Below are 22,201 nucleotides of genomic sequence, written 5' to 3'. Positions count from 1 at the left end.
GGCGGCGTCGGCCTGATGCTGGCGGCATTGCCGCTCTAAAATAACAGATATCCATCGACCGGCGCGGATGCCCCCTTCGGGGTGCATGAGCGCTGTGGGCAGCCTAACGCAAGACCGGTCCGGCTCCGGTGTCGGCGATCAAGCGGCGGTCGCGTCCTTCAAACCCCTGGCTGAAACGTTGTACGAGCACGGCAAGCACGGCCGGCTTGCCGTGGGCTATCACCGAGCAGCAGCGGCGGTGCCGACGTCCTTGGTCGCGGCACCGCGATCCCCGAAGCCATGGTGCCGGATATCCCACCCCAAGGCGAGAGCAGGCATCGACGAAATTCCGGGAAGACATGGTTTCGAAAAACGGCATAGGCTAATGCAAGACGGCAAATTTTCCTGGGAGGAAGTTGGATGGCGTCACGCTACCATGAAGTCTACGAAAGCTGGAAACGCGACCCGGAACAATTCTGGGCCGAGGCGGCCAAGGCGATCGACTGGTATTCGCCCCCTGACAGCGTCTTCGATGCGAAAGCCGGCGTCTATGGCCGCTGGTTCAATGGCGCCACCTGCAACACCTGCTTCAATGCCGTCGACCGTCACGTCGGGGGTGGCCGCGCCGACCAGATCGCACTGATCCACGACAGCGCCATCACCGGCACGGTCAAAAAGTTCACCTATGCCGAACTGAAGCGCGAAGTGGTCGCGCTGACGTCGGTGCTCAAGAACCGCGGCATCGGTAAGGGCGACCGCGTCATCATCTACATGCCGATGGTGCCGGAAGCGGCCTTCGCCATGCTTGCCTGCGCGCGCATCGGCGCCGTGCATTCGGTGGTCTTCGGTGGCTTTGCCTCGCACGAACTTGCCACCCGCATCGACGACGCCCGGCCGAAGCTGATTATTTCGGCCTCCTGCGGCCTGGAGCCGGGGCGCACCGTCGCCTACAAGCCGCTGCTCGACACCGCGATCGAGCTCTCCCGGCACAAGCCGGACGCCTGCCTGATCCTGCAGCGCGAGCAGCTGCGCTGCGAACTGAAGGACCATTACGACATCGACTATGCCGACGCCGTTGCCCGCGAGCGCGCGGCGGGCGCCAATGTCGATTGCGTCCCGGTGCTTGCCACCGACCCGCTCTACATCATCTACACGTCAGGCACGACCGGCCAGCCGAAGGGCATCGTGCGCGACAATGGCGGCCACATGGTCGCGCTGAAATGGACGATGGAAAACGAGTTCGGCGTGAAGCCGGGCGAGGTGTTCTGGGCGGCATCCGATGTCGGCTGGGTGGTCGGCCATTCCTACATCGTCTACGGCCCGCTTCTGCATGGCTCGACCAGCGTCCTGTTCGAGGGCAAACCGATCGGCACGCCGGATGCCGGCACCTATTGGCGGGTCATCGCCGAGCATGGCGTGGTCGCCCTGTTCACCGCGCCGACCGCCTTCCGCGCCATCAAGGGGCAAGACCCCAAGGGCGAATTCGTGCCGAAGTACGATCTGTCGAAATTCCGCACGCTGTTCCTCGCCGGCGAACGCGCCGACCCGGAAACCATCAAATGGGCGGAGCAGAAACTGAACGTACCGGTGATCGACCATTGGTGGCAGACCGAGACCGGCTCGCCGATGACCATCAACCCGGCCGGGCTCGGGCTGCTGCCGGTGAAATACGGCTCGCCCGGCGTGCCGATGCCGGGCTACGACATCCGCGTGCTCGACGATGCCGGGCATGAGGTGTCACGCGGCACGCTGGGCAATGTCGTGGTCAAGCTGCCGCTGCCGGCCGGTTGCCTGCCGACGCTATGGAATGCCGACGCCCGGTTCCGGCAGGCTTATCTCGAAGAATTCCCCGGCTTCTACAAGACGGCCGACGCCGGCATGATGGACGAGGACGGCTATCTGTTCGTCATGGCCCGCACCGACGACATCATCAACGTCGCCGGCCACCGGCTGTCGACCGGCGCCATGGAAGAGGTGCTTTCAGCGCATCCGGACGTTGCCGAATGCGCCGTCATCGGCATCGCCGATCAGATGAAGGGCCAGGTTCCGCTTGGTTTCGTCGTGCTCAACGCCGGTGTTTCGCGCGATACCGGCGCCATCGAGAGCGAGGTCGTCTCCCTGGTGCGCGAACGGATCGGCCCGGTCGCTGCCTTCAAGACGGTGGTGACGATCAAGCGCCTGCCCAAGACGCGTTCCGGCAAGATCCTGCGCGGCACGATGCAGAAGATTGCCGACAAGGAAGAATGGACGATGCCGGCGACCATCGACGACCCGGCTATCCTCGATGAGATCATGGTGGCGCTGAAGGGACGCGGCATAGGGGCTTAGCAACCGCCTGGAACAGTCCCTTGAGATGGATGATGGCTCGCCAATTGTGCTGGCCATTGTCGAAGTCGGTGCTGCCCCTCATGCAGCGCCAACCCGTAGCGATTGCCGCAGTGCCCAATCTTCTGTTGTGCAATGCAGCAATCCACCCTAGTGTTGCTGTGGGGGGCCACCCGATGACACGGCATGGCTCAGCAAAAGACTACATTTGGCGGCGTCGACATCCTTCGGTTCCTCGCCGCCGTCCTGGTGATGTTCTACCACTACGGCTACTGGGTTTGGGCGTTCCCCGGCGGTATTTCGGCACGCGCCGCTGGCGGCATCCCGCCGCACCCTGAAATGGACTTTCTAGGCTCCGGCTGGGTCGGCGTGCAGGTGTTCTTCGTCATCAGCGGCTTCGTCATCGCCTTCAGCGCCGAGAATTCGACGCCGTTGCGCTTCTTCGAGGCAAGGGTGAAGCGCCTGGCGCCGGCGGTGTGGGCATGCGCCCCCATTACCGCTGCGGTGCTGCTTCTGGTCGACCTCAGCTGGCCGACGGATGCGGTGATCCGGCTCGTTCGCACCGGCCTGTTCGTTCCGTTCGATCCCTGGGTCGACAGCGTCTACTGGACGCTCGGCATCGAAATCGCTTTCTATGCCGTGGTCTGGACCTTGTTGCGGCTCGGTCGCTTCGACCTGATGGAAACCGTAGGCATCGCGATCGGGCTGATCAGCACGTTCTTCTGGTGCCTCTATTATCCCCTCGATTTGTCCGATCTCGCCGAGACGCGCTGGCTCCAGCTTGCGCTGGTGCATCATGGCTGCTTTTTCGCAGTCGGCGTGATGTTGTGGCTGATGCGGTTCAAGGCGGTGACGAGGGCCCGCCTCGGCTTCTCAGCGCTGTTCCTGGCCGGCGGTGTGCTGCAGATCGCAAGCTCGGTCGACGTGCACAGCATCAAGGTCGAAGCCGCAATGCCTTATGCGCCGCCGATCCTCATATTCCTTGTCGCCACAGGACTGATGGCATGGTCGCTGCAGCTTAACCTGTCCTGGCGAGGCTGGCGCCGGATCGGGCTGATGACCTACCCGCTCTATCTCATCCATGACGTCGTCGGTGCCGCCATGCTCGGCGCCCTGGTCCGCGCCGGCGTGCCGTACCTGCTTTCGATCGCTACTGTCGGCGCAACCATGATCGCCGCGAGTTGGCTGGTGGCGATAGAGGCCGAACCACGCATACGGCTGCTGCTCGACCACACCGTGTTCCGCTACCGGCTCAAGGCGGCATAAACGCCGCTCCCAGCACTTGTTTACCAAGACAGGGACTGTTCCTCACCGGTATGGAATTTCCGGCGCCAAGCATGGTATCGAGGCTTCATGCGTGCCCGTGTGACATGCTCCCTAACGCCAAAAGACCCGTGCGAGCACCGAGCCTCAATCCGTGAGCCTGTTCCAGCGATCGAGAAAGCCGCGCGCCGCGCCGCGCGAACGGCTGCAGATGGATATGCAGGATACGGTCGTCTATGCGATCGGCGACGTGCATGGGTGTTACAGCGAACTTCGTTCGCTGGAGCAGAAGATCGTTCTCGATGCGCTGCCCTTCCGCGGGCGCAAGATCATCATCATGCTTGGCGACTATGTCGATCGCGGGCCGCAGTCCAAACGCGTGCTCGACCATCTCACCGCGCCGCCGCCGAAGGGCTTCCTGCGCGTCTGCCTGGCGGGAAACCACGAGGTGGCGATGCTGAACTATCTCGACGGCTATCTTCCGCGAGAACCCTGGCTGGCGACGGGCGGCCTGGAGACGTTGTTTTCCTACGGGATCGATGCGCAGCATCTCGGCAATCTCTACAGTTCGAGCGAAGCCGTCGACCGGCGTATCCGCGAGGTCATTCCCGCCAGCCATGTCAGCTTCATGCGCGCGCTACCGGTCATGGTCTGCTCGAGGAAATTCGTTTTCGTCCACGCCGGCATCAGGCCCGGCATCGATCTCGCCGAGCAGGACGAAGACGACCTGCTCAGCATCCGCGCCGATTTCTTCGACAACGTCCATCTGCTCGACCGATGGGTGGTGCACGGACATACGATCGTCGACGTGCCCAGGCTCGACGGGCACCGGCTCGGCATCGACACCGGCGCCTTTCAGAGCGGACGGCTGACCGCCCTCAGGATAGCCGGCAAATACGGCAAGCTGATATTTTCCTGACCGACGAAACGGCGGCGCCTGTTAGAGCGGTTCGGCTTTCGATTGATCGCCGACCCGCTCTATCTCTTTGTTTTGACGCAATTCCGGACGGACCTAGGCCGCTGCCCTGGTGCGTGTTTCCGACTTGTCCAGATAGTAAGTCGAATATTTGTCGAAGAACTTCTCGGAACCGCCGAGCGATCCGTATTTGGCCAGCTTCTTCAGATCGACCTTGTTGAGCACCGCGCCGACGATCTTGTTGGCGACGTATGGCTCGGATTCCAGCAGCGACCGCACCACCGCGCGCGGCGTGCGGCCCCATTCGGTGACCAGCACGAAACCGTCGGCCAGCGGGGCAAAGGCCTTGGCGTCGACCACGGGGCCGAGCGGCGGCAGATCGACGACGACGTATTCGAACGTCTCCTTGGCGTTCTCGATGAAGCGCCGCATGCCGGCCGAGGAGAGAAGTTCGCTGGTGTGCGAGAACTGGCCGCGCAGGACGGCGGGAATGATGGCAAGCTTCGTCTGCCGGTCGACCTTGCCGACCGACTGCCAGGTCTGGCCGTTGACGACGGCTTCCATCAGCCCCTGCTCGGTTTCCATGCCGAGGCTGCGGCTGAGGCCGGGGTTGCGCAAATCGCCGTCGATGAGCAGCGTTTTGGCGCCATTGGCGGCAAGCAATCCCGCCAGATTGGCCGCGACCGTCGACTTGCCCTCGCCGGGCAACAGCGAGATCACGCCGATGACCTTGCTGCCTTGCCCTTCCATGACGACGTCGAAGGCGATTTTGGCGTTGCGCAGCGTTTCGGCGAACATCGAGGCGGGAGCGTCGATGCTGACCCGCATGCGCGCCCGTCTCTCGGCGGCCGACAGGCTGGCGATCTTGGCATCGGCCTCTGCATCGTCCGGCTTGGCATCCTTGCCGGGCTTGCCGCCGCCGATCGTCGGTAGATAGCCGAGGAATTTGAGGCCGACGCGATCGCGAATGTCCTCGCCAGTTCTGAAGAACCGTTCGTTGAACTCGTTCAGGCCGCCAAATCCGGCCCCCAGCAGCACGCCAAGCACGAGCGTAAGCGCCAGCACCTTGGATGTGCGCGGGCCCGCTGCCGACAGCGGCATTGTCGCATCGGAGATGATGCGGACCTTGCCGACCGGGAAGGATTGCTGCTGCGAGGCTTCCTCATAGCGGCTGAGGAATGTCTGATAGAGCGTGGTGAGCGCCGTCGCCTGCTGGTCGAGATCGCGCAGCTTGACCTGCGACTGGTTGTCGATGGAGCTCTTGCCGGCGGCGGTGGCGATCTTCTCCTTGAGCGCGGTCTCGCGCGCCTGCGCTACCTGATAATCGTTGCGATAGCTTTCGGTCAGTTGCTTCAGCTGTCCGAAGATCTGCGCCGAGACATCGGCTTTTTCCTTGGCAAGTGCTACCGCCTGGGGGTGATCCTTGCCGAAATTCGCCTCGACATCCTGCAGCCGCTTGGAGACGGTCAGATAGCGGGTTTTGAGCGTTGCAATGACCGAGCTGGCCGGCTGGTCGCTCGATATGGCGGAGTCCTGGAACGCATTGTCCGAGCCGCTGTCCACGATGGTCTTGTACTGCTGGTAGCGGGCGCTGGCGCGCGCCGTGTCGGCCTGCGCGACGATGAGCTGGCTGTTCAGGTCGGACAGTTGCTTGTCGCTGATCAGCTGGCCGTCGCTGCCCGCGGACAGCCCGTGCTCGGCCCTGAACATCTCGACCGCCAGGGCGGCCTTCTGCGAGCTTTCGCGAAGCTCGGTCAACCGGCCCTGCAGCCAGACCGCCGCGCGTTCGGTGGCGTCGAAGCTCGCATTGAGCTGGTCGGCGAGATAGGCCTCGGAATAGGCCTTGGTGATAGCGGTCGCGAGCGCCGGGTCCGTCGACTGATAGCCAAGGTCGATCACATAGCTGCGGCCGTTGCGCTGCGCCAGTATCTCGCTCTGCAGCTTGAGGATCGCGTAGTCGCGGCGGGCGGTGACCATCATGGCCTCGCGCGTCGCGGCGTCGACATTTTCGAGGCCGGGGATGTCCGGGCCCGAACTGCCACGGAAATAGCCAACCAGTCCGCGCACGAAGCCGATGCCCTTCGCCAGGGCAGACGTCGGAGGGTTCATGAACTCTTCGTTCTGGTCGAGCTTCAGCTTGTCGACCACCACCGCGGCCAGCCGCGCGGAGGTGAGTATCTCTATCTGGCTGAGAAGGGAGGCATCGGTCTGCATGGTGGCCGACGCCGCCGAGATGTCGTCGACGACCTTGTTCAGGCCTTCGTCGATCAGCACGCTGGCAACCGACATATACTGCTTGGGCGTGGTCTGCAGATAGAGCACGCCCATGAACAGACCGATGATCGCGCACGCAGCCACCACCTTGGCCTGCCGGGCAGCCATGCCGAGCAGGCGTTCGATGTCGATGAAGTCTTCGCCCTTTTCCGCGTCTGTACCGGGCAAAGGCACCCTCTTGTCGAGAGGAAAGTTGGCATAGTTCATCGTCGGTCCAATTCCAGGTTGCAGGCGCTATCGGCCTTCGAAGATTGGCGTCGTCACCAGAAAAGACCACGCAACATTCATGCCAGAAGGCGCTTGGCCGAATCGGCCAAGCGCGGCGGCGTATGTCGCGCCATCATCGATACGCACATACTCCCAAAAAATGGGCATTATGCGGCTTCTTCCCGGCGCTCATGCGACCGGACGAACTCCTGAAGCATTTCGAAGATCGGTCCCTTCATGTCGTCGCGCGCCAGGGCGAACGCGACATTGGCCTGGATGAAACCCTCCTTCGAACCGCAGTCGAACATGCGGCCGTTGAAAGGCTGGGCAAAGAAGGCCTGTGACTGCGCCAGGCGGACCATGGCGTCGGTCAGCTGGATTTCATTGCCGGCGCCGCGTTGCTGGTTGCCGAGCAGCGCGAAAATCTCCGGCTGCAAAATATAGCGGCCGTTGATGTAGAAGTTCGACGGCGCATTGGCAGGCGCCGGCTTCTCGACCATGGCTGTCACCTCGAAGCCGCTGCCGACCTCGGCGCCGCGGCCGACGATGCCGTATTTGCTGGTTTCGCTGGGTTCGCAACGCTCGACGGCGATGACGTTTCCGCCGGTGCGCTCATAGAGATCGACGGTTTCGGCAAGGCATCCGCGCCCACCGAAGGACACCATGTCGGGGAGCAGCAGGGCGAAGGGCTCGTCGCCGATGACTTCGCGCGCGCACCACACGGCATGGCCGAGACCCTGCGGCGACTGCTGGCGGATGAAGCTGGTGGCGCCGGCCACCGGAAGCAGGCTTTCAAGCGACTGGAGCTGCGCCTTCTTGCCGGTCTGCTCCAAGGTTCCGATAAGCTCAGGATGCAGGTCGAAATAGTCTTCGATGACCGCCTTGTTGCGGCCGGTGACGAAGACGATGTGCTCGATGCCGGCCTCGAAGGCCTCGTCTACCGCATATTGCACGACAGGCCTGTCGACCACCGGCAGCATTTCCTTGGGCATCGACTTGGTCGCCGGCAGGAACCGCGTTCCCAACCCCGCCACCGGTATGACTGCCTTCCTGACTTTCTTCATTGCAAATTCCTTCTGAGGAGATCGACTTTCAATACCTGCCGGCCACGAAAGTTCCTTCATGTGCCCGCATCTTCACCTCCCCGCCCCCACGGCAAACTGTGCCGCAACCCGTCGCAGCCGGACAGCGATCGGCATGCTCATATGCCTGACCGCTGCCGGATCGCTGAGCGCCGTCCATATCGCCTTGAGCGGGGACCGCGCCTTGATGTGTTGAACCAGAGACAGGAACGAAGCCGCCCGGCGCAGGCTGCGGCTGCGCCTGGCGAATGCGGCCGCGGCCTCCGGGTCCATCGCATGCGTCTCGGCAAAGATCGCATCGGCCTTGCGCATCGCTTCGACGTGATGAAGCTCGAGCACGCGGGAAATGGAGCCGCTGCGAATATGGTAGACGTAGCCAGTCGTCGGCTCGACCACGCATCTGCCGCCCTTGGCCAAAGCGCTGGCCAACAGGATGTAGTCTTCGCCGATGATCAGACCTTCATCGTAGCGAAGGCCGTTCTCGTTCAGGAAACGGCGCTGGAAGATCGGCTTGAGATAACCGAGGTTGAACCGCGATTCGAAGACTATGTTGCCGGCTATGTAATCGGCCAGCGAGATTTCGCCCAGGCTCTCCAGATAGGCGGCCGGGAACATCGTGTCCTCGGCAACGCCGTCCTCGCGCACGACCTGGAGGTTGTCGATTGCGATCTCGGCGCCGGCCTTTTCCGCCCGCGCGATCATGGTGCTGAGCCGGCCGGGATAGACGGCATCGTCGGAATCGAGGACGGCGACCCAGCGGCCGCGGGCAAGCTCGAGGCCGGCATTCCTGGCGCCGCCGGGGCCGCGGTTTTCGGGCAAAGCGACGACGCGCACGATGTCCTGCGGGTAGGACCGCGCCACCTCGAGCGTCCTGTCGCGCGAGGTGTCGTCGACGACGACGACCTCGACGCTGACGTCGCGCTGGGCAATCGCGCTGGCGATCGCCCGGTCGAGGGTCGCTTCGGCGTTGTAGGCGGCGATGACGAAGCTGACGTCAGGCTGCACGCTTGCCCCCTTCCTGCGGCGAGGGCAGTCCGTATTGGCGGATTTCGCGAACACCTACGAGACCGCTGACGACGCCGACATGCATGATGCCGCGCAGCACGCTGCGGTTCCGGCGAACCGGGCTGACCGCCGTCGCGATCGCCATGGCAAAGCAATAGGCCGCCTTTGCCGAGGCGAGGCCGATTTCCCTGGCGCGCCGGACGCCGGTTGCGTTGCTGCCGAGCAGGTGACCATGGGTCTGGCCGAAACGGAAGCGGCGGCGGCGCAGCCAGTCGAATGCGGCCCTGGCGCGCGGCACCACCTCGTCGACGAAGGCGCGCGGCGAAAAGGCGATGCGGCCGCCGGCCTTGACCATGTAATCGAAGAATTCGGTGTCCTCGCCGCCGGTCTGGCCGCGCGCCAGGCTGAAGCGGCGGTCGCGAAGGCTGGCGTCGCGTGTCCTCAGCAGGACGTTGCAGGTGTAGCCGGTGCGGATTTCGCCATGCACCCAGACCGGCAGGGTCGAGTGGAAATCACCTTTGCGCATCCAGGCTGGCGCATCCGAGCCGTAACGCGCCTTTACCGGGCCGAGCACGGCGGCTGCACCGCTCGCCTCGGCGGTCGCGACCAGCTCGGCGAGCCATTGCGGCGAGGCCGTTTCATCGTCATCGATGAAGGCGACAAAGTCCGATACGCTGGCGTCGAGACAGGCGTTGCGCGCCACCGAGATGTTGCGCGCGGGAGCATGGCGGTAGCGGACCGGCAGCTTCAATTCCTGCTCCAGCGCCTTGACCAGCGGCTGAGCGCTCGGCGCATCGTCATTGTCGGCGACAACGACGCCGATTTCGAATCCCTCCGGCCGGTCCATGGCGGCGATAGAGCGAAGCGTGTCGGCAAGCTCAGGCCGCCGGAACGTGCAGACGCAGATGTCGACGCTGCGTTTTGTTGCGGCCGCGCCCATTACGCCACCCCGTGCTGCGTCTGCGGTCGCGGCTCGAGAAGCTGCAGCCAGAAGCCCATCGACCAGCCCAGATGCATGACCATCGCCGACACCCCGACAAGCACAAGCGCCATATCGCGCCGCCTGATGGCGGTCACGAGGCCGTAGAAGATGCAAACCATCGACCATACAAGGAACGGCAACGCCGCCAGCACGTACACGAGAGAAAAGGGCGCCAACAGAACCACGGGAAACACCAGCAGCGGTATCATCTGCCGGACTTTCGGCATCACGCGGTGCTTGAGAACGTTCTTGGCGCGGCCGCGGCCATAGCCGAGATACTGGAAATACAGGCTCTTCAGCGAGGAGCGCGGATAGTAGACCATCTGCGTCCTGCCGCTCATCCAGATCCGGTAGCCGGCCTGGCGAAGCCGGTGGTCGAACTCGGCATCCTCATTGTGGCTGAACGTCTCGTCATAGCCGCCCACGGCCCTGAAGGCCGATATGCGCATCAATGCGTGGTGACCGTGGTCGACCCATTCTCCAGCCGACAAATGCCGGTGCTTGGAGCCGCCGGTGCCGAGCTTCGAGTTCTGCGCCGCGGCAACCGCCTTCTGCACGGCGCCGGTGCCGCTGGTCAACATCGAGACGACGACCGAATCCGCACCCGTGGCCAGTGCCTCCTCGACCAGCCGGTCGCAATAGTCATCGGAATAGCCGCCATGCGCATCGATCCGGATCAGATATTCAGCACCATCGCCGAAACTGGCCACGGCAAGATTGAGCGCGGCGCTCTGGATGCGCTTCGGGTTGTGGAGCAGAACGACGCGCGGATCCTTTGCAGCGACCGCCTGGACGATCGCCAGCGTACCGTCAGTGCTGCCGCCATCGGCAACGACGATGCGGGCGCCGAGCCGTTCGGCCGCCGGCCGGAGCTGCCCGAGCAGCGCCCCGATATGGGCTGCTTCGTTGAGGCACGGAATGACGATCAAGTTCGATGGGGGCAGGCTCGATGCGATCAGGCTCGATGCGGGCATTTCGGTTTGCGTCATCAGGCCTCGTCCATCCTTAGTTTCCATTCCCGGTCATCCTATGCCAGCGCCTCGGTGACGAAGGGGCCAGGCGCGGCAGCCAGACCACGCAGCTTGTCGACAAAGGCCAGGCAATCGCTGCGATCGTAGCTCCAGGTCCTCGGGTTGCGGGCAAGCACCCGCGCCTTCAGCTTGCGGAAGCGATCCTCTTCCATCCTGCCCAGCGCCGTTTCGAGCACCTCGGGCGCGGCCTCAGGCAGCAGAACGCCGATGTCCTGCTGGTTGAGGAAGCGCCCGGTTTCGGTGTTGCCCATCGAGATCGGCACTGCGCCGAAGCGGCATCCCTCGTAGAGGCGGTTGGGAAGCAGCCATTCGGAATTCTGGCCTTCCTCGAAGAAATCGATCGCCCAGGCGAAATGCACCTCGCTGTAGATCGCCGACATATCCTCCGGGTTGCGATAGGGGCCGCGGAAGGAGAGAAAGGGCTCGGCCTCGACGAAGGCGTGGAAATCGGGAAATTCGGAAAGCGCCGGGCGACCTCGAAGGATGACCTCGAAGCGTCCGTCGAGGCGGCGGGTGAATTCTGCCAGCAGCTGCAGCGAGCGGCGGCATCTGAGCGCACCGAACCAACCGATTCGCCACGGCGGCGCGGCAGGATTTTCCACTTTCAACCGGTCATCGGCCACCACCGGTGCCGTATCGAAATACTTGTTTTCGACCAGCTCGACCGGTGCGGCGATTTGTCCAAACGGCTTGAAATAATTGGCGATGAAGGCCGGCGAACTGGTCACCAGAAGCTTCACGTCGCGCGCCAGATAGCGTTCCGCGCCGCGCAGCGCCTTGCCCAGCAAATCGTCGCGAAGCACCAGGCGATGGATGTCGAGGCATTCGTAGACGATCGGTACCGCCCCTTGAAAAACGGCCTTGGCGCGCCGGGCAAGCGCCAGCATTTCAAGGTTACGCGCTATGATGAGGTCGGGCCGCGGCATTGTGGCGAGCTTCGAGCCGATAGAGACCGCCGCCTTGGCGACCGCCGCTAGGCGCTGGCCGAATCGGCCGTCGCGCGTCGCGCCGAGGTCGATCGGACGCAGTCCCTCGATCTCCGTGACCGGGCCTGTGGTGCGGCGGAAGCCCGCCAGTGTAACCCTGGCGCCGCCTGCTCTGAGCATTATGATCCGTCGTCGCACCGCCGGATCGGAAACGTCATGTACCAAGTACAGGACATGCAGCATGAAACTCGACCGCTGTTGGCCCACCCACAGGGATGCTAGTACAGCTCTTGCTGCATCGCAACATTTTTGGTGCAGCGTAGCAAGAATCCATGTTTTTTGTTGCACTGCAAAAATATTGCCGTAGTTTGTCCGAGGCGGCGGTTTGCCGGTCGTGATGTCACGGCCGGTGCGAAAATCAGGGATCCTGAATTTGGAAGCCAATGCATTCGATCCGCCAGAGGGCTCTCTCCGCAGATCGGTCGGGCGCGGTGCCATCGTCACGGCCATGGCGCAATCCGTGCGCGTCGCGACGCAGATCATCTCCGTCATCGTGCTGTCGCGGCTCTTGTCGCCGCAGGATTTCGGCGTCGTGGCGATGTGTGCGCCGGTACTTGCCTTTATCGCGCTGTTCCAGGATTTCGGCCTGACCCAGGCGACGATCCAGAAAACCGGCATCCGTCACGACGAGGTCAATTCCCTCTTCTGGATCAATGTCGCGGTCAGTGCCGTCCTTGCCTGCGTGCTGGCCGGCGCCGCACCTTTGGTCGCCGCCTTCTACGGCGAACCGCGCGTTTCGGGCCTGGTGGCGGCACTGGGGCTGCAGATCATGGCCTATGGCCTCGGCGCCCAGCACCTGGCGCTTTTGACGCGCCGCATGCAGTTCACCCGCCTGGCGATCATCGACGTCGCCAGCGCCGTCACGGGTCTTGCCGTTTCGATCGCCTGGACCTTCATCGACCGTTCCTACTGGGCGCTGTTTGCCGGCACGCTGACCGGAGCGGTGCTGCCGACGCTTTGCTATTGGGTCAGCTCCAGATGGCGGCCGGGCATGCCGCGCAAGGTCGAGGGCATTGGCCAACTGCTCAATTTCGGTGCCGGAATCACCGGCTTCAACTTCGCCAACTTCTTTGCCCGCAACCTCGACAATGTGCTGATCGGCAAATATTGGGGCGAAGCCCAGCTCGGCCTCTATGACCGCGCCTACAAGCTGCTGCTGTTTCCGCTCAGCCAGATCACCAACCCGCTCTCCAAGGTCATGGTGCCGGCCCTTTCCAGGCTGAAGGACGAGCCCGACCGCTACCGCAGCGCCTATCTGCGCGTCATGCCGCTGATCCTGCTGGTTGCGCTGCCGGGCGTCGCCTTCGCCACCGCCATGTCCGACGTGCTGATCCCCTTCGTGCTCGGCGAGCAGTGGCGGCAGAGCGCGCCGATCTTCCTGGCGCTCGGCTTTGCCGGGCTGCTGCAGCCGCTCAACAATCCCGCGGGCTGGCTGTTCGTCAGCCAGGGCCGCTCGGGCGATTTCATGCGCTGGGGCATCGTGACGGCGGTGACGTCGGTGCTGGCCTTCCTCATCGGACTGCCCTATGGCGCGCTCGGCGTGGCGATCGCCTATGCGGTCAGCGAATACATGAGAACGCCTTTCCTGTGGCTCTATATCGGCAAGACCGGGCCGCTGAAGGCACACCATGTGCTGCGCGCGGCAACCCCCTTCGTGCTTGGCGCGCACCTGGCACTGGCCGCCGTCTGGTTCGCCAAGCCGTTCCTGCCACAACAGCATATCGTCGCCATGGCCGGCGCGGTGGTGCTGTCCTATGTCACCACCGTCCTGGTCTCGCTTTGCTTCGCCGCCGGCCGCGAAGCCTTGCGCGAGGCCTTGAAGCTGGTGCCGATGCGGGCGCAGGCGGCTGTGCCCAGCGGAGCAAAATAACATGCGCACACTCGAGGATCCGACCCAGACCATGCACTACCGATCGATTTCCGACATGAACGACGCCATCGTCAGCAACCTTCACCGGCTGCCGCGCGACATCGACCTGGTGGTCGGCGTGCCGAGAAGCGGCATTCTCGCCGCCACGCTGGTCAGCCTTGCGTCGAACATCCCGATGACCGACCTCGACAGCTTCATCGCCGGCAAAATCTATTCCTCGGGCATCACCAAGCGGCGCGCCGCGCTCGACCGGCAGGCCACCGACATGCGCAAGATCCTGGTGATCGACGACAGCGTCAGCGGTGGCAACGCCATGCGCGACGCGCGCAACCGGATCGAGGCCGCCGGCATCAAGGCGGACTACACCTTTGCCGCGGTGTTCGGGCTGATGTCACAGCATCAGGAGACCGACGTCGTCTTCGAAGTGGTGCCGCACCCCAGGATGTTCCAGTGGAACTTCATGCACCACAAATTCCTCGCGCAATGCTGCGTCGACATCGACGGCGTGCTTTGCCTCGATCCGACCGAGGCGGAAAATGACGACGGCCCGGCCTATGAGAAATTCCTCGCCGAAGCGCGGCCACTCTTTGCCCCGACCCGCAAGATCGGCTGGCTGGTTACCAGCCGGCTGGAGAAATACCGCAAGCTCACCGAGGCCTGGCTCGACAAGCACGACATCAAATACGATGAGCTGATCATGCTTGACCTGCCGAGCAAGGCGGAACGGCAGCGGCTTGGCGTGCATGGCAGTTTCAAGGCCGATTTCTACGCCAAAACCGATGCGATCCTGTTCATCGAAAGCGAGCACCAGCAGGCGCTCAAGATCGCCAAGCTTTCCGGCAAGCCGGTGCTGTGCGTGGAAACCCATTTGGTGACCTATCCCGACGCGCTGTCGCTGGCGGCGCTCAACCAGGCGGCGCGCAACCTGCCGGCCAGGCTGCGTCAGGTCAATTCGCCCGAAGGGCGCAAGACTGTGGTCAAGAAAGTGGCGCGCACGCTGCTTGGCGAACGCGGCTACGAGACGCTGAAGAGCCGGGTCAAGCGACCGGCCTGATCCCGCCAATAACGCCGGGAACAGGGATGCAGCGCCACGACGGGCGCTGCTTCGCGAAGCTCACGCAGCCTGGCGTGTAGTTCGTTGTGCCGCCGCCTTGTCGAGCAACGAGAAGAACGTGGCGAACTGACGCTGCGGGTCCAAAGCCGGGCGCTCCGAGAATGTACGCGCCGCCGCGGAAAGCCGCGCATACTCCTGGGCATCGTTCCACAGCAGCCTGATCGCCGCCACCCAATCGTCGAGCGGACCGTCATAGTCCAGCACCACGCCGCCCGAGCCGATCGCTTCGGGCAGGCCGCCGCGCCGCGAGCCGACGACGGGAATGCCGCTGCAATGGGCTTCCGACGCCACCCGGCCCCAGGCCTCCTCCCACTTGCTGGGAGCGAGCAGGATCTTGGTGCGGCCATACACCGTCTTCATGTCGCTGGTGCGGCTCTCCAGCTTGACATTGGGGTATGGCGCGATCGTCTGTTCGATGCGGGCCCGATGATCGTCGTCGAGCTTCCAGCTTTCGACGAACAGGAACGGGATTTCGGGGCAGGCGGCGGCGATGCGCACCGCCAGGTCGAAGCCCTTTTCCTCGTAAGGATTGATCAGCGTGACGTACTCGCCTGTCGTCGGCGTGCTGTAGAAGCCGGGATTGATGGTCGGCGGAATGACCGTCGAATCGATGTCGAATTTCTGCTTGTAGGTGCGCGCCGTGAATTCGGAGTTGGCGATGTAGAGAGCCGAACGCAATTCACGCAGGTCGCCACCCAATTCATGGAATTCGACATTCCTGAGATAGACGACCAGCGGAACGCCTTCCGCCTCCAGCGCCTTGCCGATCGGAACCGACTTGTGGCATTGGACCACGGCGACGTCCGGCCTCAGCTTCTTCACGGCAAAGCCGGCAGCCTCCCAGGGAAACCATGCCCGCACCACCGGATAGCCCGGATAGGAGTCGATGACGGCACGTTGCCGCAAAAGCTTCATCTTGGCGCGCGCCTTGTAGCCGAAGACGCCCTGGCCGAAGAGCGCGGCAAGCACCGACGCCTCATGGCCATGCTCGATCAATTGCTCGGCCAGATGATGGGTGCTGGACTGGACGCCGCCACTGAATTGCGGCGTGTAACCGTTGCCACCTGCAAAAAGGACTTTCATGGGATCGGGCTCCTTGTCGCATTCTCGTGTTTCGTTCGGACGCTGGCCAGGACCAGCGTCTTGCCTTCGCCTCAAGCGACTTTCGGCGGCTCCAGATTTGCGAACGGATTGGTACAGGACTGCCAGCCGGTAAACCGGATCGGGTCGTTCGGCGAGCTGCGCCATGCGTAGTCGGTCAGCACATGGAATTCGGCGATGACCCAGCGGTCGAAATGCACCAAATCTTCCCGCTTTTCATGCGGCAGCAGCCGGCGTACGGCGCCCAGTTTGAGCTCCTCGACCAGAGTGACCGCATCGCTCAGCTTTTCGTTCGGAAATATCCAGGGATTCCGGTTGCGGAATTCCAGCACGAACTGCTGCAGGTGCTCGATGCGCATGTTCAGCGGACCGAGATATCGTTCCAGCGTGACGCGCACCAGGTCCTCGTCCGAGAACGAGGACACGGCGGCGTAAGCAATGCCGGTGGAAGCGAGCCCGCCGGCGACCAGGGCCAGAGCAGAGCGTCGCGTGATCTTCATCATTGCAGAGCTCCCTTCATGCGATCCGGCTCGCCGCCCTCAGCGACAGAGCCGCCGCCGTCAGGCTTGGATTGACGCAGGAGCAACTGGGATAGGTGCTCGTGCCGACAACGACGAGGTTCCTCAGCTGGTGGTGGATCATGTCGCGGTCGACGACTGAATCCGCAGGGCCAGTGCCCATCCGCAACGTGCCTTGCACATGCGATTCGGTCGGTCGGATGCCGCGATCGAACAGCTTTTCGACCGGCAGCGGCTTAAGCAGCGCCGGCAGCCTTTCCAGCGCCTTGGCCATGCCGTTGACGGCATAGTCCGACGCTCCCTTGAAACTGACGAAGGCGTTCTCATCCTTGTCGAGGATGACGCGGTTTTCCGGATCGAGCAGGTTTTCGGTGACGATGACCAGCGGCAGCGTCTGCCGCAGCCGACCCTTCTCGGCCCGCATGCCATGCTGCCAGCGGTTCTCGAAATAGAGCAGCGCCGCCGCGTGCTCGGCGCGGTGGGGACCGTCATAGAGCCCGAAATTCAGACCGGTGGTGATGGTGCTGCCGTCGAAATTGTCGACGCCGTCTAGATAGACCTCGAAGTTCCAGCCATAGGATTCGTGCAGGCCGAGGCCGACGAATTCGCCGCCGAGCCCGGACCGTAGCATGATCGCCGGGCTCTGGATCGCATTGGCGCCGAGCACGAAAAGGTCGCCACTGGCTGAATATTCCTTGCCGCCATGGGTGAACACCACCGAGCGGACGGAGCCGCCGGCATGGTCGAGCCGCCGCACTTCCGAGCTGAGGCAGACTGAAACATCCGGATGCTCGAAGACGTGCATCAGGCCGTTGTTGACGGTGAACTTGGCATCGGCCGGGCACAGCCAGCAGCGCAAATTGGCACAGCACGAGCTTCGCTGTGCGGTCGCCACACGCGCACGCGCGGTCGGCATGACGAAGTGCTGGTCGGGCTGCGCCGCCTTCATCATGCGGTCCGGCGTCGACATGCGATGCGGCGGCTGCGGAAACGGTTTCGAGCGCGGTAGCATCTGAGCCATGTCGGGATCGCCCGAGATCGACATGACCTCCTCGGCGTCGCAATAGAACGGCTCGAGCTCGTCATAGCTGATCGGCCAATCATTGCCGACGCCATAGGTGCTCTTCAGCCGGAAGTCGTTCGGATGGAAGCGCGGCGTCTGCGCGAACCAGCAGTTCGTGCCGCCGCCCAGTCCGATGGTGTAGTTCCACGGCTTTTCGGAGTTGGTCTTGTAGGTCGATTCGTCGTCGATGTCGGTGTTGGCATTCTGGCCGAGCTGCCACTCATGCGTGTTGTGCCGGCCCCATTCCAAAACCAGGACACGCGCTTTGCGGCGCTTGGCGAATGCGTGCAGGAAGAAGGCCGAACCAAAACCGGAGCCGATGGCGATGATATCGAAATGCTCGTTGGCGATTTGCTCGGGCCTGATATCCAGCACCATCAGATCCTATCCTTTCCCGAAAGCAGCGCGTTCACCGGCGGCCTCGTTGTCGTTCGTCGAGGCCGCCTTCTGAGCCGGCCTTCACGCAGCCACCCTGCCGATCGAGTGATATTCGATGCCGTGGCGGGCGATGACCTTCGGGTCATAGAGGTTGCGGCCGTCGAAGATGACCGGCGTGGTCAGCGCATCCTTCAGTGCGTCGAAGGACGGCGCGCGGAAGCTCTTCCACTCGGTGGCGATCATCAGCGCCTCGGCGCCGCGCAGAGCCGCTTCCTTGGTGCCGCAGAGCAGCAGATCGTCGCGCAGCCCATAGATGGCCTGGCATTCCTGCATCGCCTCGGGATCGTAGGCCTGCACCTTCGCGCCCGCCTTCCACAGCGCTTCCATCAAGTTGCGGGCCGGCGCCTCGCGCATGTCGTCGGTATTCGGCTTGAAGGCCAGGCCCCACAAGGCGAAGGTCTTACCCTTGAGGTTGCCCTTGAAGTAGCGGTTCACCTTGTCGAACAGGACGGACTTCTGCTCGTTGTTGCGCTCCTCGACAGCACGCAGCAGCTTGGCGTCGAACTTGACGCCCTCGGCGGTCTTGATCAGGGCGCGCACATCCTTGGGGAAGCACGAGCCGCCATAGCCGAGACCCGGATAGATGAAGTGGTAGCCGATGCGCGGATCGCTGCCGATGCCCTTGCGCACCTCCTCGATATCCGCGCCAAGCTGCTCGGCCAGATTGGCCATCTCGTTCATGAAGCTGATCTTGGTGGCCAGCATGCAATTGGCCGCGTATTTGGTGAACTCGGCGCTGCGCACGTCCATCACGATCATCTTCTCGTGGTTGCGGTTGAACGGAGCGTAGAGCTCGCGCATCACCGCCTCGGTACCCTCGCTCGAGGTGCCGACGATGATGCGGTCCGGCTTCATGCAGTCGGCCACCGCGGAACCCTCCTTGAGGAATTCCGGGTTGGAGGCGACGTCGAAGGCCAGGTCCTCGCGGCCCCTTTTCTTCAGCGTCTCGGCGATTCTGGCCTTGATCTTTTCGCAGGTGCCGACCGGCACCGTCGACTTGCCGACGACGATCTTGGGCGCCTCCATCTCGCGGCCGATCGCCTCGGCGACGGCCAGCACGTATTTGAGGTCGGCCGAACCGTCCTCGCCGGGCGGCGTGCCGACGGCGATCATCTGGATCTCGCCATGCTTGACGGCGGCCTTGGCATCGGTGGTGAATTTGATGCGGCCGGCGGCGTGGTTCTCCTTGACGAGGCTTTCGAGCCCAGGTTCGAAGATTGGGATAAGGCCCTGGTTGAGCCGTTCGACCTTCTTCTCGTCGATGTCGACGCACACCACCTGATGCCCGACTTCCGCGAGCACGGCGGCCTGCACGAGACCAACATAGCCTATTCCAAAGACCGTCAAGTTCATTCGGTGTGCTTCCTGTTCAGGGCCGTCTTCGGTGCGGCCGGTTCAGATGGCAGGCCGTCCAGGGCCTGTTTCCTATTGGAGCACGATCCGAAGCCGGTTCCCACTTTCTGCTGCATTCGGTTCGGGATCATGCCTAGTTGCTGTTGCTTATGCTGCATGCCAGCGATTCCGGGAACTGGCAGGGCTGGCCAAGCGCAGTGAATGCGACGCGCTCCACCTGCATCGTGACCTTGCGGCCCGGATCCGAGAAGGGGCCCATCCAGCTGGTCAGCTTCTCGCTGCCCCAGAGGCTGAAGAATATCTTTTGCGAGTGGGTCGGCAACTCCGCCGGGTTCGTCACTTCCTGGACGAGCTTGCCGTTGACGTAGAAGCGCAGCCGCTCCTTCTCCCAGACGAAGCCGTAGTCGTTGAAACCCTTGTCGGTGCCGCCTTCGACATCGGTGAGCTTTTCGTTCTTCGGCTTGCCGGAAATGTAAGTGTTGACCTGCACCTTGGAGGTGTCCTTGGTCAGAACCTCGAAGTCGATCTCGTCCCATGGCTGCTTGTCCTGGGGACCGATGTAGGAGAAGAACGCGGCATTCAGACCGGACCCGGTGTCCGTTTTCATGCGCGCCTCGTAGATTCCGTAGCCGTAGCGCTTTTTGGTCTGGATCTCGCCGCAGGCGAAAGCGCGATCCTTGGTCTGGCGCTTCTCGAAGCCCAACGTCAGTGCGCCGTCGGACAGGCTGACCAGGCGCTTCGACCAGGTGCAGTTCTGGTGCGGGCCGTTCGACCAGCCGTCGGATACGTACCAGCGCGAATGATCGAACTTGGTGAAATCATCGACGAATGAGGGTGCGCTCGGCAAGTCCTGCGCGTGGGCCTGGTCCTGCGCGTGGGCCTGGTGCACCGTTGCGGCAGCGGCCAGGAGAAGCGCTCCCGCCATGCACAGGTGCCAAAAGCTGCCTTGCCGATTCGACCGCATCGACGGCGTGGCATCGGCCACGACGATGGAGATAGTCTTGGGATCTGCGTTCATACTAACTTACCTTTGTGCTGTCCGCCCAACCCAAAGTCACCAATTGGCCCGCCGCATGACGAGCCGCTGCTGATCCTCCGCCCTTGTATCTTCCTCGTTACCTGCCTCGTGCCGCCAGACCGGCGGCTTGAGGAGACTCACCATTCTCTTCGACGATCGCGTCGAGTGAATGACGCAGTTCCTTCATCAGGCTGTTCTGGCGGGCAAGCGCTGCGATGCGCCGCTCGTAATTCAGGATCGATGTCGTCAGTTCGCTGACTTCGGACACCTTGCTCGTCGATGCCGAGCCGTTCTCCATCGCCTCGACCAGGAAGGCAGCGTTCGTCGCCTTTGACCGATAGCGATTCTCAAGCCCGGTCTTCTCCGCCTCGATCTCCGTCGCGATCTGATCCAGCAACCTCGCGAGACGATCGAAACGCTGGAGATCGGACTGCCGGTCCCGGGCTGGATCCCTGGATCTGAAGCCGAATATCGAAGCCATCCGGTTGGCCTTCCACAATTGCTGCACCGCAACATACACTGCCATTCCCAGGGCGACTAAGCAACCTCGGAGTTTGGCAAAGGCGTGTTTTTCGAATTTCCGGCCGCTGCCGCAGCGCGCCGAAACCTAGTTCTCGGCGGTTGCGGCGTTGGCCGCCATGAGGAAGCGCATCGGCGGCACCTGCTGCCGTTTCGAGGCAAGGCCGGCATGGCGAAACAGCGCCGCCAGCTTGTCGGCGGCGACGCCGCGAACGATGGGAATGAGGTTCGACTGGCTGGCCAGGGCGTAGGCGGCGGCCGATGCCAGGCCGCGCTCGGCCTTTACGTCGAGGAAGTTGCGCAGCCGGTATTTGTCGCGCACATGGCGTTCGTGCTTGCGCAGCACCGCTTTGGAGGTTTCCGGCAGGCTGTCGATCTTGAGCAGCGCCAGGTCGGCGTCGGCCAGACGCTTCAGATCCAGCGTCCGGTGGCGGCCGCTCAGCGAATCGGCACGAACGATCGCGCCGTAGCCGCAGGAGCGTATGACCTTGAAGCGCGCCCCACGGGCGACGGCGCGCGCATAGAGCTCGTAATCTTCGCCAAGGCGTAGGCTTTCGTCGTAGCGCAGGCCGTGGCGCTCGAGAAAGGCCCGGCTGATGACCGGCTTGAGGAAGCCAAGCTCGCCGCGCTGCACGCGGCGCCTGGAAATGTTGCCTTCGACGAACCTTTCGAGATCAAGGAACTCAGGGTCGGCCGAGAATGGCGGAGCGACGACCTTCGAGACATCGGTCGCCGCATCGTCCCTGATCAGCATGATGTTGTCGGCGGCGAAGTCCCAGTCGGCGCTGGCGAACAGCCTGCGAAACCGGCCTTCGAGAAAGAAATCGTCGGCGTCGAGAATGCTGATGAACGGTGAAGTGGAGCCAGCAATCGCGGCGTTGCGGGCAAAGGAGGGCCCTTTGTTGATGTCGAGGCGCATGACCGAGAGCCTGCCGCTGCCATCGTCGGCGGCGCGCGCTACTTGCGCAGTGTCATCGGTGGAGGCATCGTCGACGACGACGACTTCGGCCACTTCGGGCTCGCGCAGCGCGGAGGCGATGGCGGCCGGAATGGTGCGGGCTGCGTTGCGGGCTGCGATGATCACGCAGACCCGGGATTCCGTGTTGGACATCAATTCACCTTTCGATTGCACTGCACGAGTGACTCCGAATTTTCTG

18 protein-coding genes are annotated in these 22,201 nt (G+C 63.2%); 5 read left to right on the top strand and 13 right to left on the bottom strand.

Annotated elements, in window-relative coordinates; translation table 11 throughout:
• The first annotated feature begins 399 nt into the window (after positions 1 to 399).
• The 3 genes from AC04SI_RS01310 (at position 400) to AC04SI_RS01300 (ending at position 4,486) form a co-directional block, all read left to right on the top strand.
• Positions 400 to 2,307, top strand: a complete 1,908-nt coding sequence (locus AC04SI_RS01310) for a propionyl-CoA synthetase (RefSeq protein WP_404275043.1) — start codon at positions 400 to 402, stop codon at positions 2,305 to 2,307.
• Between the two features lie 183 nt (positions 2,308 to 2,490).
• Positions 2,491 to 3,570: an acyltransferase family protein gene (locus AC04SI_RS01305; RefSeq protein WP_488473818.1), complete on the top strand. Its 1,080-nt coding sequence runs from the start codon at positions 2,491 to 2,493 to the stop codon at positions 3,568 to 3,570.
• Positions 3,571 to 3,721: 151 nt separating this feature from the next.
• The gene (locus tag AC04SI_RS01300; protein ID WP_488473817.1) at positions 3,722 to 4,486 is read left to right on the top strand and encodes a metallophosphoesterase family protein; all 765 of its coding nucleotides are present in this window, start codon (positions 3,722 to 3,724) and stop codon (positions 4,484 to 4,486) included.
• Positions 4,487 to 4,579: 93 nt separating this feature from the next.
• On the opposite strand, the gene AC04SI_RS01295 is transcribed toward AC04SI_RS01300, so the two are convergent.
• The 6 genes from AC04SI_RS01295 to AC04SI_RS01270 form a co-directional block, all read right to left on the bottom strand.
• A complete protein-coding gene (locus AC04SI_RS01295; RefSeq protein WP_404275037.1) occupies positions 4,580 to 6,964 on the bottom strand; it encodes a polysaccharide biosynthesis tyrosine autokinase in 2,385 nt (794 codons plus the stop codon).
• A gap of 167 nt (positions 6,965 to 7,131) precedes the next feature.
• A complete protein-coding gene (gene galU, locus AC04SI_RS01290) occupies positions 7,132 to 8,028 on the bottom strand; it encodes a UTP--glucose-1-phosphate uridylyltransferase GalU (protein ID WP_120011984.1) in 897 nt (298 codons plus the stop codon).
• Between the two features lie 72 nt (positions 8,029 to 8,100).
• Complete coding sequence (locus AC04SI_RS01285; protein WP_404275035.1) at positions 8,101 to 9,051, bottom strand: glycosyltransferase family 2 protein; 951 nt, start codon at positions 9,049 to 9,051, stop codon at positions 8,101 to 8,103.
• A complete protein-coding gene (locus AC04SI_RS01280) occupies positions 9,041 to 9,991 on the bottom strand; it encodes a glycosyltransferase family 2 protein (RefSeq protein ID WP_488473816.1) in 951 nt (316 codons plus the stop codon). The genes AC04SI_RS01285 and AC04SI_RS01280 overlap by 11 nt, the downstream gene beginning before the upstream one ends.
• A complete protein-coding gene (locus AC04SI_RS01275; RefSeq protein WP_488473815.1) occupies positions 9,991 to 11,022 on the bottom strand; it encodes a glycosyltransferase family 2 protein in 1,032 nt (343 codons plus the stop codon). The genes AC04SI_RS01280 and AC04SI_RS01275 overlap by 1 nt, the downstream gene beginning before the upstream one ends.
• Positions 11,023 to 11,060: 38 nt before the next feature.
• Positions 11,061 to 12,233: a glycosyltransferase family protein gene (locus tag AC04SI_RS01270; RefSeq protein ID WP_404275029.1), complete on the bottom strand. Its 1,173-nt coding sequence runs from the start codon at positions 12,231 to 12,233 to the stop codon at positions 11,061 to 11,063.
• A gap of 190 nt (positions 12,234 to 12,423) precedes the next feature.
• On the opposite strand from AC04SI_RS01270, the gene AC04SI_RS01265 reads away from it, so the two are divergent.
• The gene (locus AC04SI_RS01265; protein ID WP_488473814.1) at positions 12,424 to 13,920 is read left to right on the top strand and encodes a lipopolysaccharide biosynthesis protein; all 1,497 of its coding nucleotides are present in this window, start codon (positions 12,424 to 12,426) and stop codon (positions 13,918 to 13,920) included.
• Positions 13,921 to 13,951: 31 nt separating this feature from the next.
• A complete protein-coding gene (locus AC04SI_RS01260; RefSeq protein ID WP_404275362.1) occupies positions 13,952 to 14,974 on the top strand; it encodes a phosphoribosyltransferase in 1,023 nt (340 codons plus the stop codon).
• Positions 14,975 to 15,034: 60 nt separating this feature from the next.
• Here AC04SI_RS01260 and AC04SI_RS01255 read toward each other — a convergent pair whose 3' ends face one another.
• From AC04SI_RS01255 to AC04SI_RS01225, 7 genes are all read right to left on the bottom strand, one after another.
• A complete protein-coding gene (locus tag AC04SI_RS01255) occupies positions 15,035 to 16,117 on the bottom strand; it encodes a glycosyltransferase (RefSeq protein WP_192179379.1) in 1,083 nt (360 codons plus the stop codon).
• Positions 16,118 to 16,188: 71 nt separating this feature from the next.
• Positions 16,189 to 16,638, bottom strand: coding sequence for a hypothetical protein (locus AC04SI_RS01250; RefSeq protein WP_404275027.1), 450 nt, complete (start codon positions 16,636 to 16,638; stop codon positions 16,189 to 16,191).
• 13 nt (positions 16,639 to 16,651) lie between these two features.
• Positions 16,652 to 18,094, bottom strand: coding sequence for a GMC oxidoreductase (locus AC04SI_RS01245; protein WP_488473813.1), 1,443 nt, complete (start codon positions 18,092 to 18,094; stop codon positions 16,652 to 16,654).
• A gap of 81 nt (positions 18,095 to 18,175) precedes the next feature.
• The gene (locus AC04SI_RS01240; protein ID WP_404275025.1) at positions 18,176 to 19,507 is read right to left on the bottom strand and encodes a UDP-glucose dehydrogenase family protein; all 1,332 of its coding nucleotides are present in this window, start codon (positions 19,505 to 19,507) and stop codon (positions 18,176 to 18,178) included.
• A gap of 133 nt (positions 19,508 to 19,640) precedes the next feature.
• Positions 19,641 to 20,525 carry an endo-1,3-1,4-beta-glycanase ExoK gene (exoK, locus tag AC04SI_RS01235; RefSeq protein WP_404275024.1) on the bottom strand — a complete coding sequence of 295 codons (885 nt, stop codon included), beginning with the start codon at positions 20,523 to 20,525 and terminating at the stop codon, positions 19,641 to 19,643.
• 97 nt (positions 20,526 to 20,622) lie between these two features.
• Positions 20,623 to 21,006 carry a single stranded DNA-binding domain-containing protein gene (locus AC04SI_RS01230; protein WP_404275360.1) on the bottom strand — a complete coding sequence of 128 codons (384 nt, stop codon included), beginning with the start codon at positions 21,004 to 21,006 and terminating at the stop codon, positions 20,623 to 20,625.
• Positions 21,007 to 21,132: 126 nt separating this feature from the next.
• Entirely contained in the window at positions 21,133 to 22,155 is a 1,023-nt protein-coding gene (locus AC04SI_RS01225; RefSeq protein WP_488473812.1) for a glycosyltransferase family 2 protein, read from the bottom strand.
• Positions 22,156 to 22,201 lie beyond the last annotated feature (46 nt).

Source organism: Mesorhizobium sp. CNPSo 4689 (assembly GCF_057784325.1).
The sequence above is the reverse complement of the archived record's forward strand: the minus strand, read 5'-3'. Positions and strand labels throughout refer to the sequence as shown.

Bases quoted from the DNA above. Each gene is read 5' to 3' on its own strand.
- AC04SI_RS01250 (WP_404275027.1), bottom strand. From the start codon at position 16,638: ATGATGAAGATCACGCGACGCTCTGCTCTGGCCCTGGTCGCCGGCGGG.
- AC04SI_RS01260 (WP_404275362.1), top strand. From the start codon at position 13,952: ATGCACTACCGATCGATTTCCGACATGAACGACGCCATCGTCAGCAAC.
- AC04SI_RS01295 (WP_404275037.1), bottom strand. From the start codon at position 6,964: ATGAACTATGCCAACTTTCCTCTCGACAAGAGGGTGCCTTTGCCCGGT.
- AC04SI_RS01240 (WP_404275025.1), bottom strand. From the start codon at position 19,507: ATGAACTTGACGGTCTTTGGAATAGGCTATGTTGGTCTCGTGCAGGCC.
- AC04SI_RS01255 (WP_192179379.1), bottom strand. From the start codon at position 16,117: ATGAAAGTCCTTTTTGCAGGTGGCAACGGTTACACGCCGCAATTCAGT.
- AC04SI_RS01230 (WP_404275360.1), bottom strand. From the start codon at position 21,006: ATGGCTTCGATATTCGGCTTCAGATCCAGGGATCCAGCCCGGGACCGG.
- AC04SI_RS01275 (WP_488473815.1), bottom strand. From the start codon at position 11,022: ATGACGCAAACCGAAATGCCCGCATCGAGCCTGATCGCATCGAGCCTG.
- AC04SI_RS01245 (WP_488473813.1), bottom strand. From the start codon at position 18,094: ATGGTGCTGGATATCAGGCCCGAGCAAATCGCCAACGAGCATTTCGAT.
- AC04SI_RS01270 (WP_404275029.1), bottom strand. From the start codon at position 12,233: ATGCTGCATGTCCTGTACTTGGTACATGACGTTTCCGATCCGGCGGTG.
- AC04SI_RS01280 (WP_488473816.1), bottom strand. From the start codon at position 9,991: ATGGGCGCGGCCGCAACAAAACGCAGCGTCGACATCTGCGTCTGCACG.
- AC04SI_RS01225 (WP_488473812.1), bottom strand. From the start codon at position 22,155: ATGTCCAACACGGAATCCCGGGTCTGCGTGATCATCGCAGCCCGCAAC.
- exoK (WP_404275024.1), bottom strand. From the start codon at position 20,525: ATGAACGCAGATCCCAAGACTATCTCCATCGTCGTGGCCGATGCCACG.
- AC04SI_RS01310 (WP_404275043.1), top strand. From the start codon at position 400: ATGGCGTCACGCTACCATGAAGTCTACGAAAGCTGGAAACGCGACCCG.
- galU (WP_120011984.1), bottom strand. From the start codon at position 8,028: ATGAAGAAAGTCAGGAAGGCAGTCATACCGGTGGCGGGGTTGGGAACG.
- AC04SI_RS01305 (WP_488473818.1), top strand. From the start codon at position 2,491: ATGGCTCAGCAAAAGACTACATTTGGCGGCGTCGACATCCTTCGGTTC.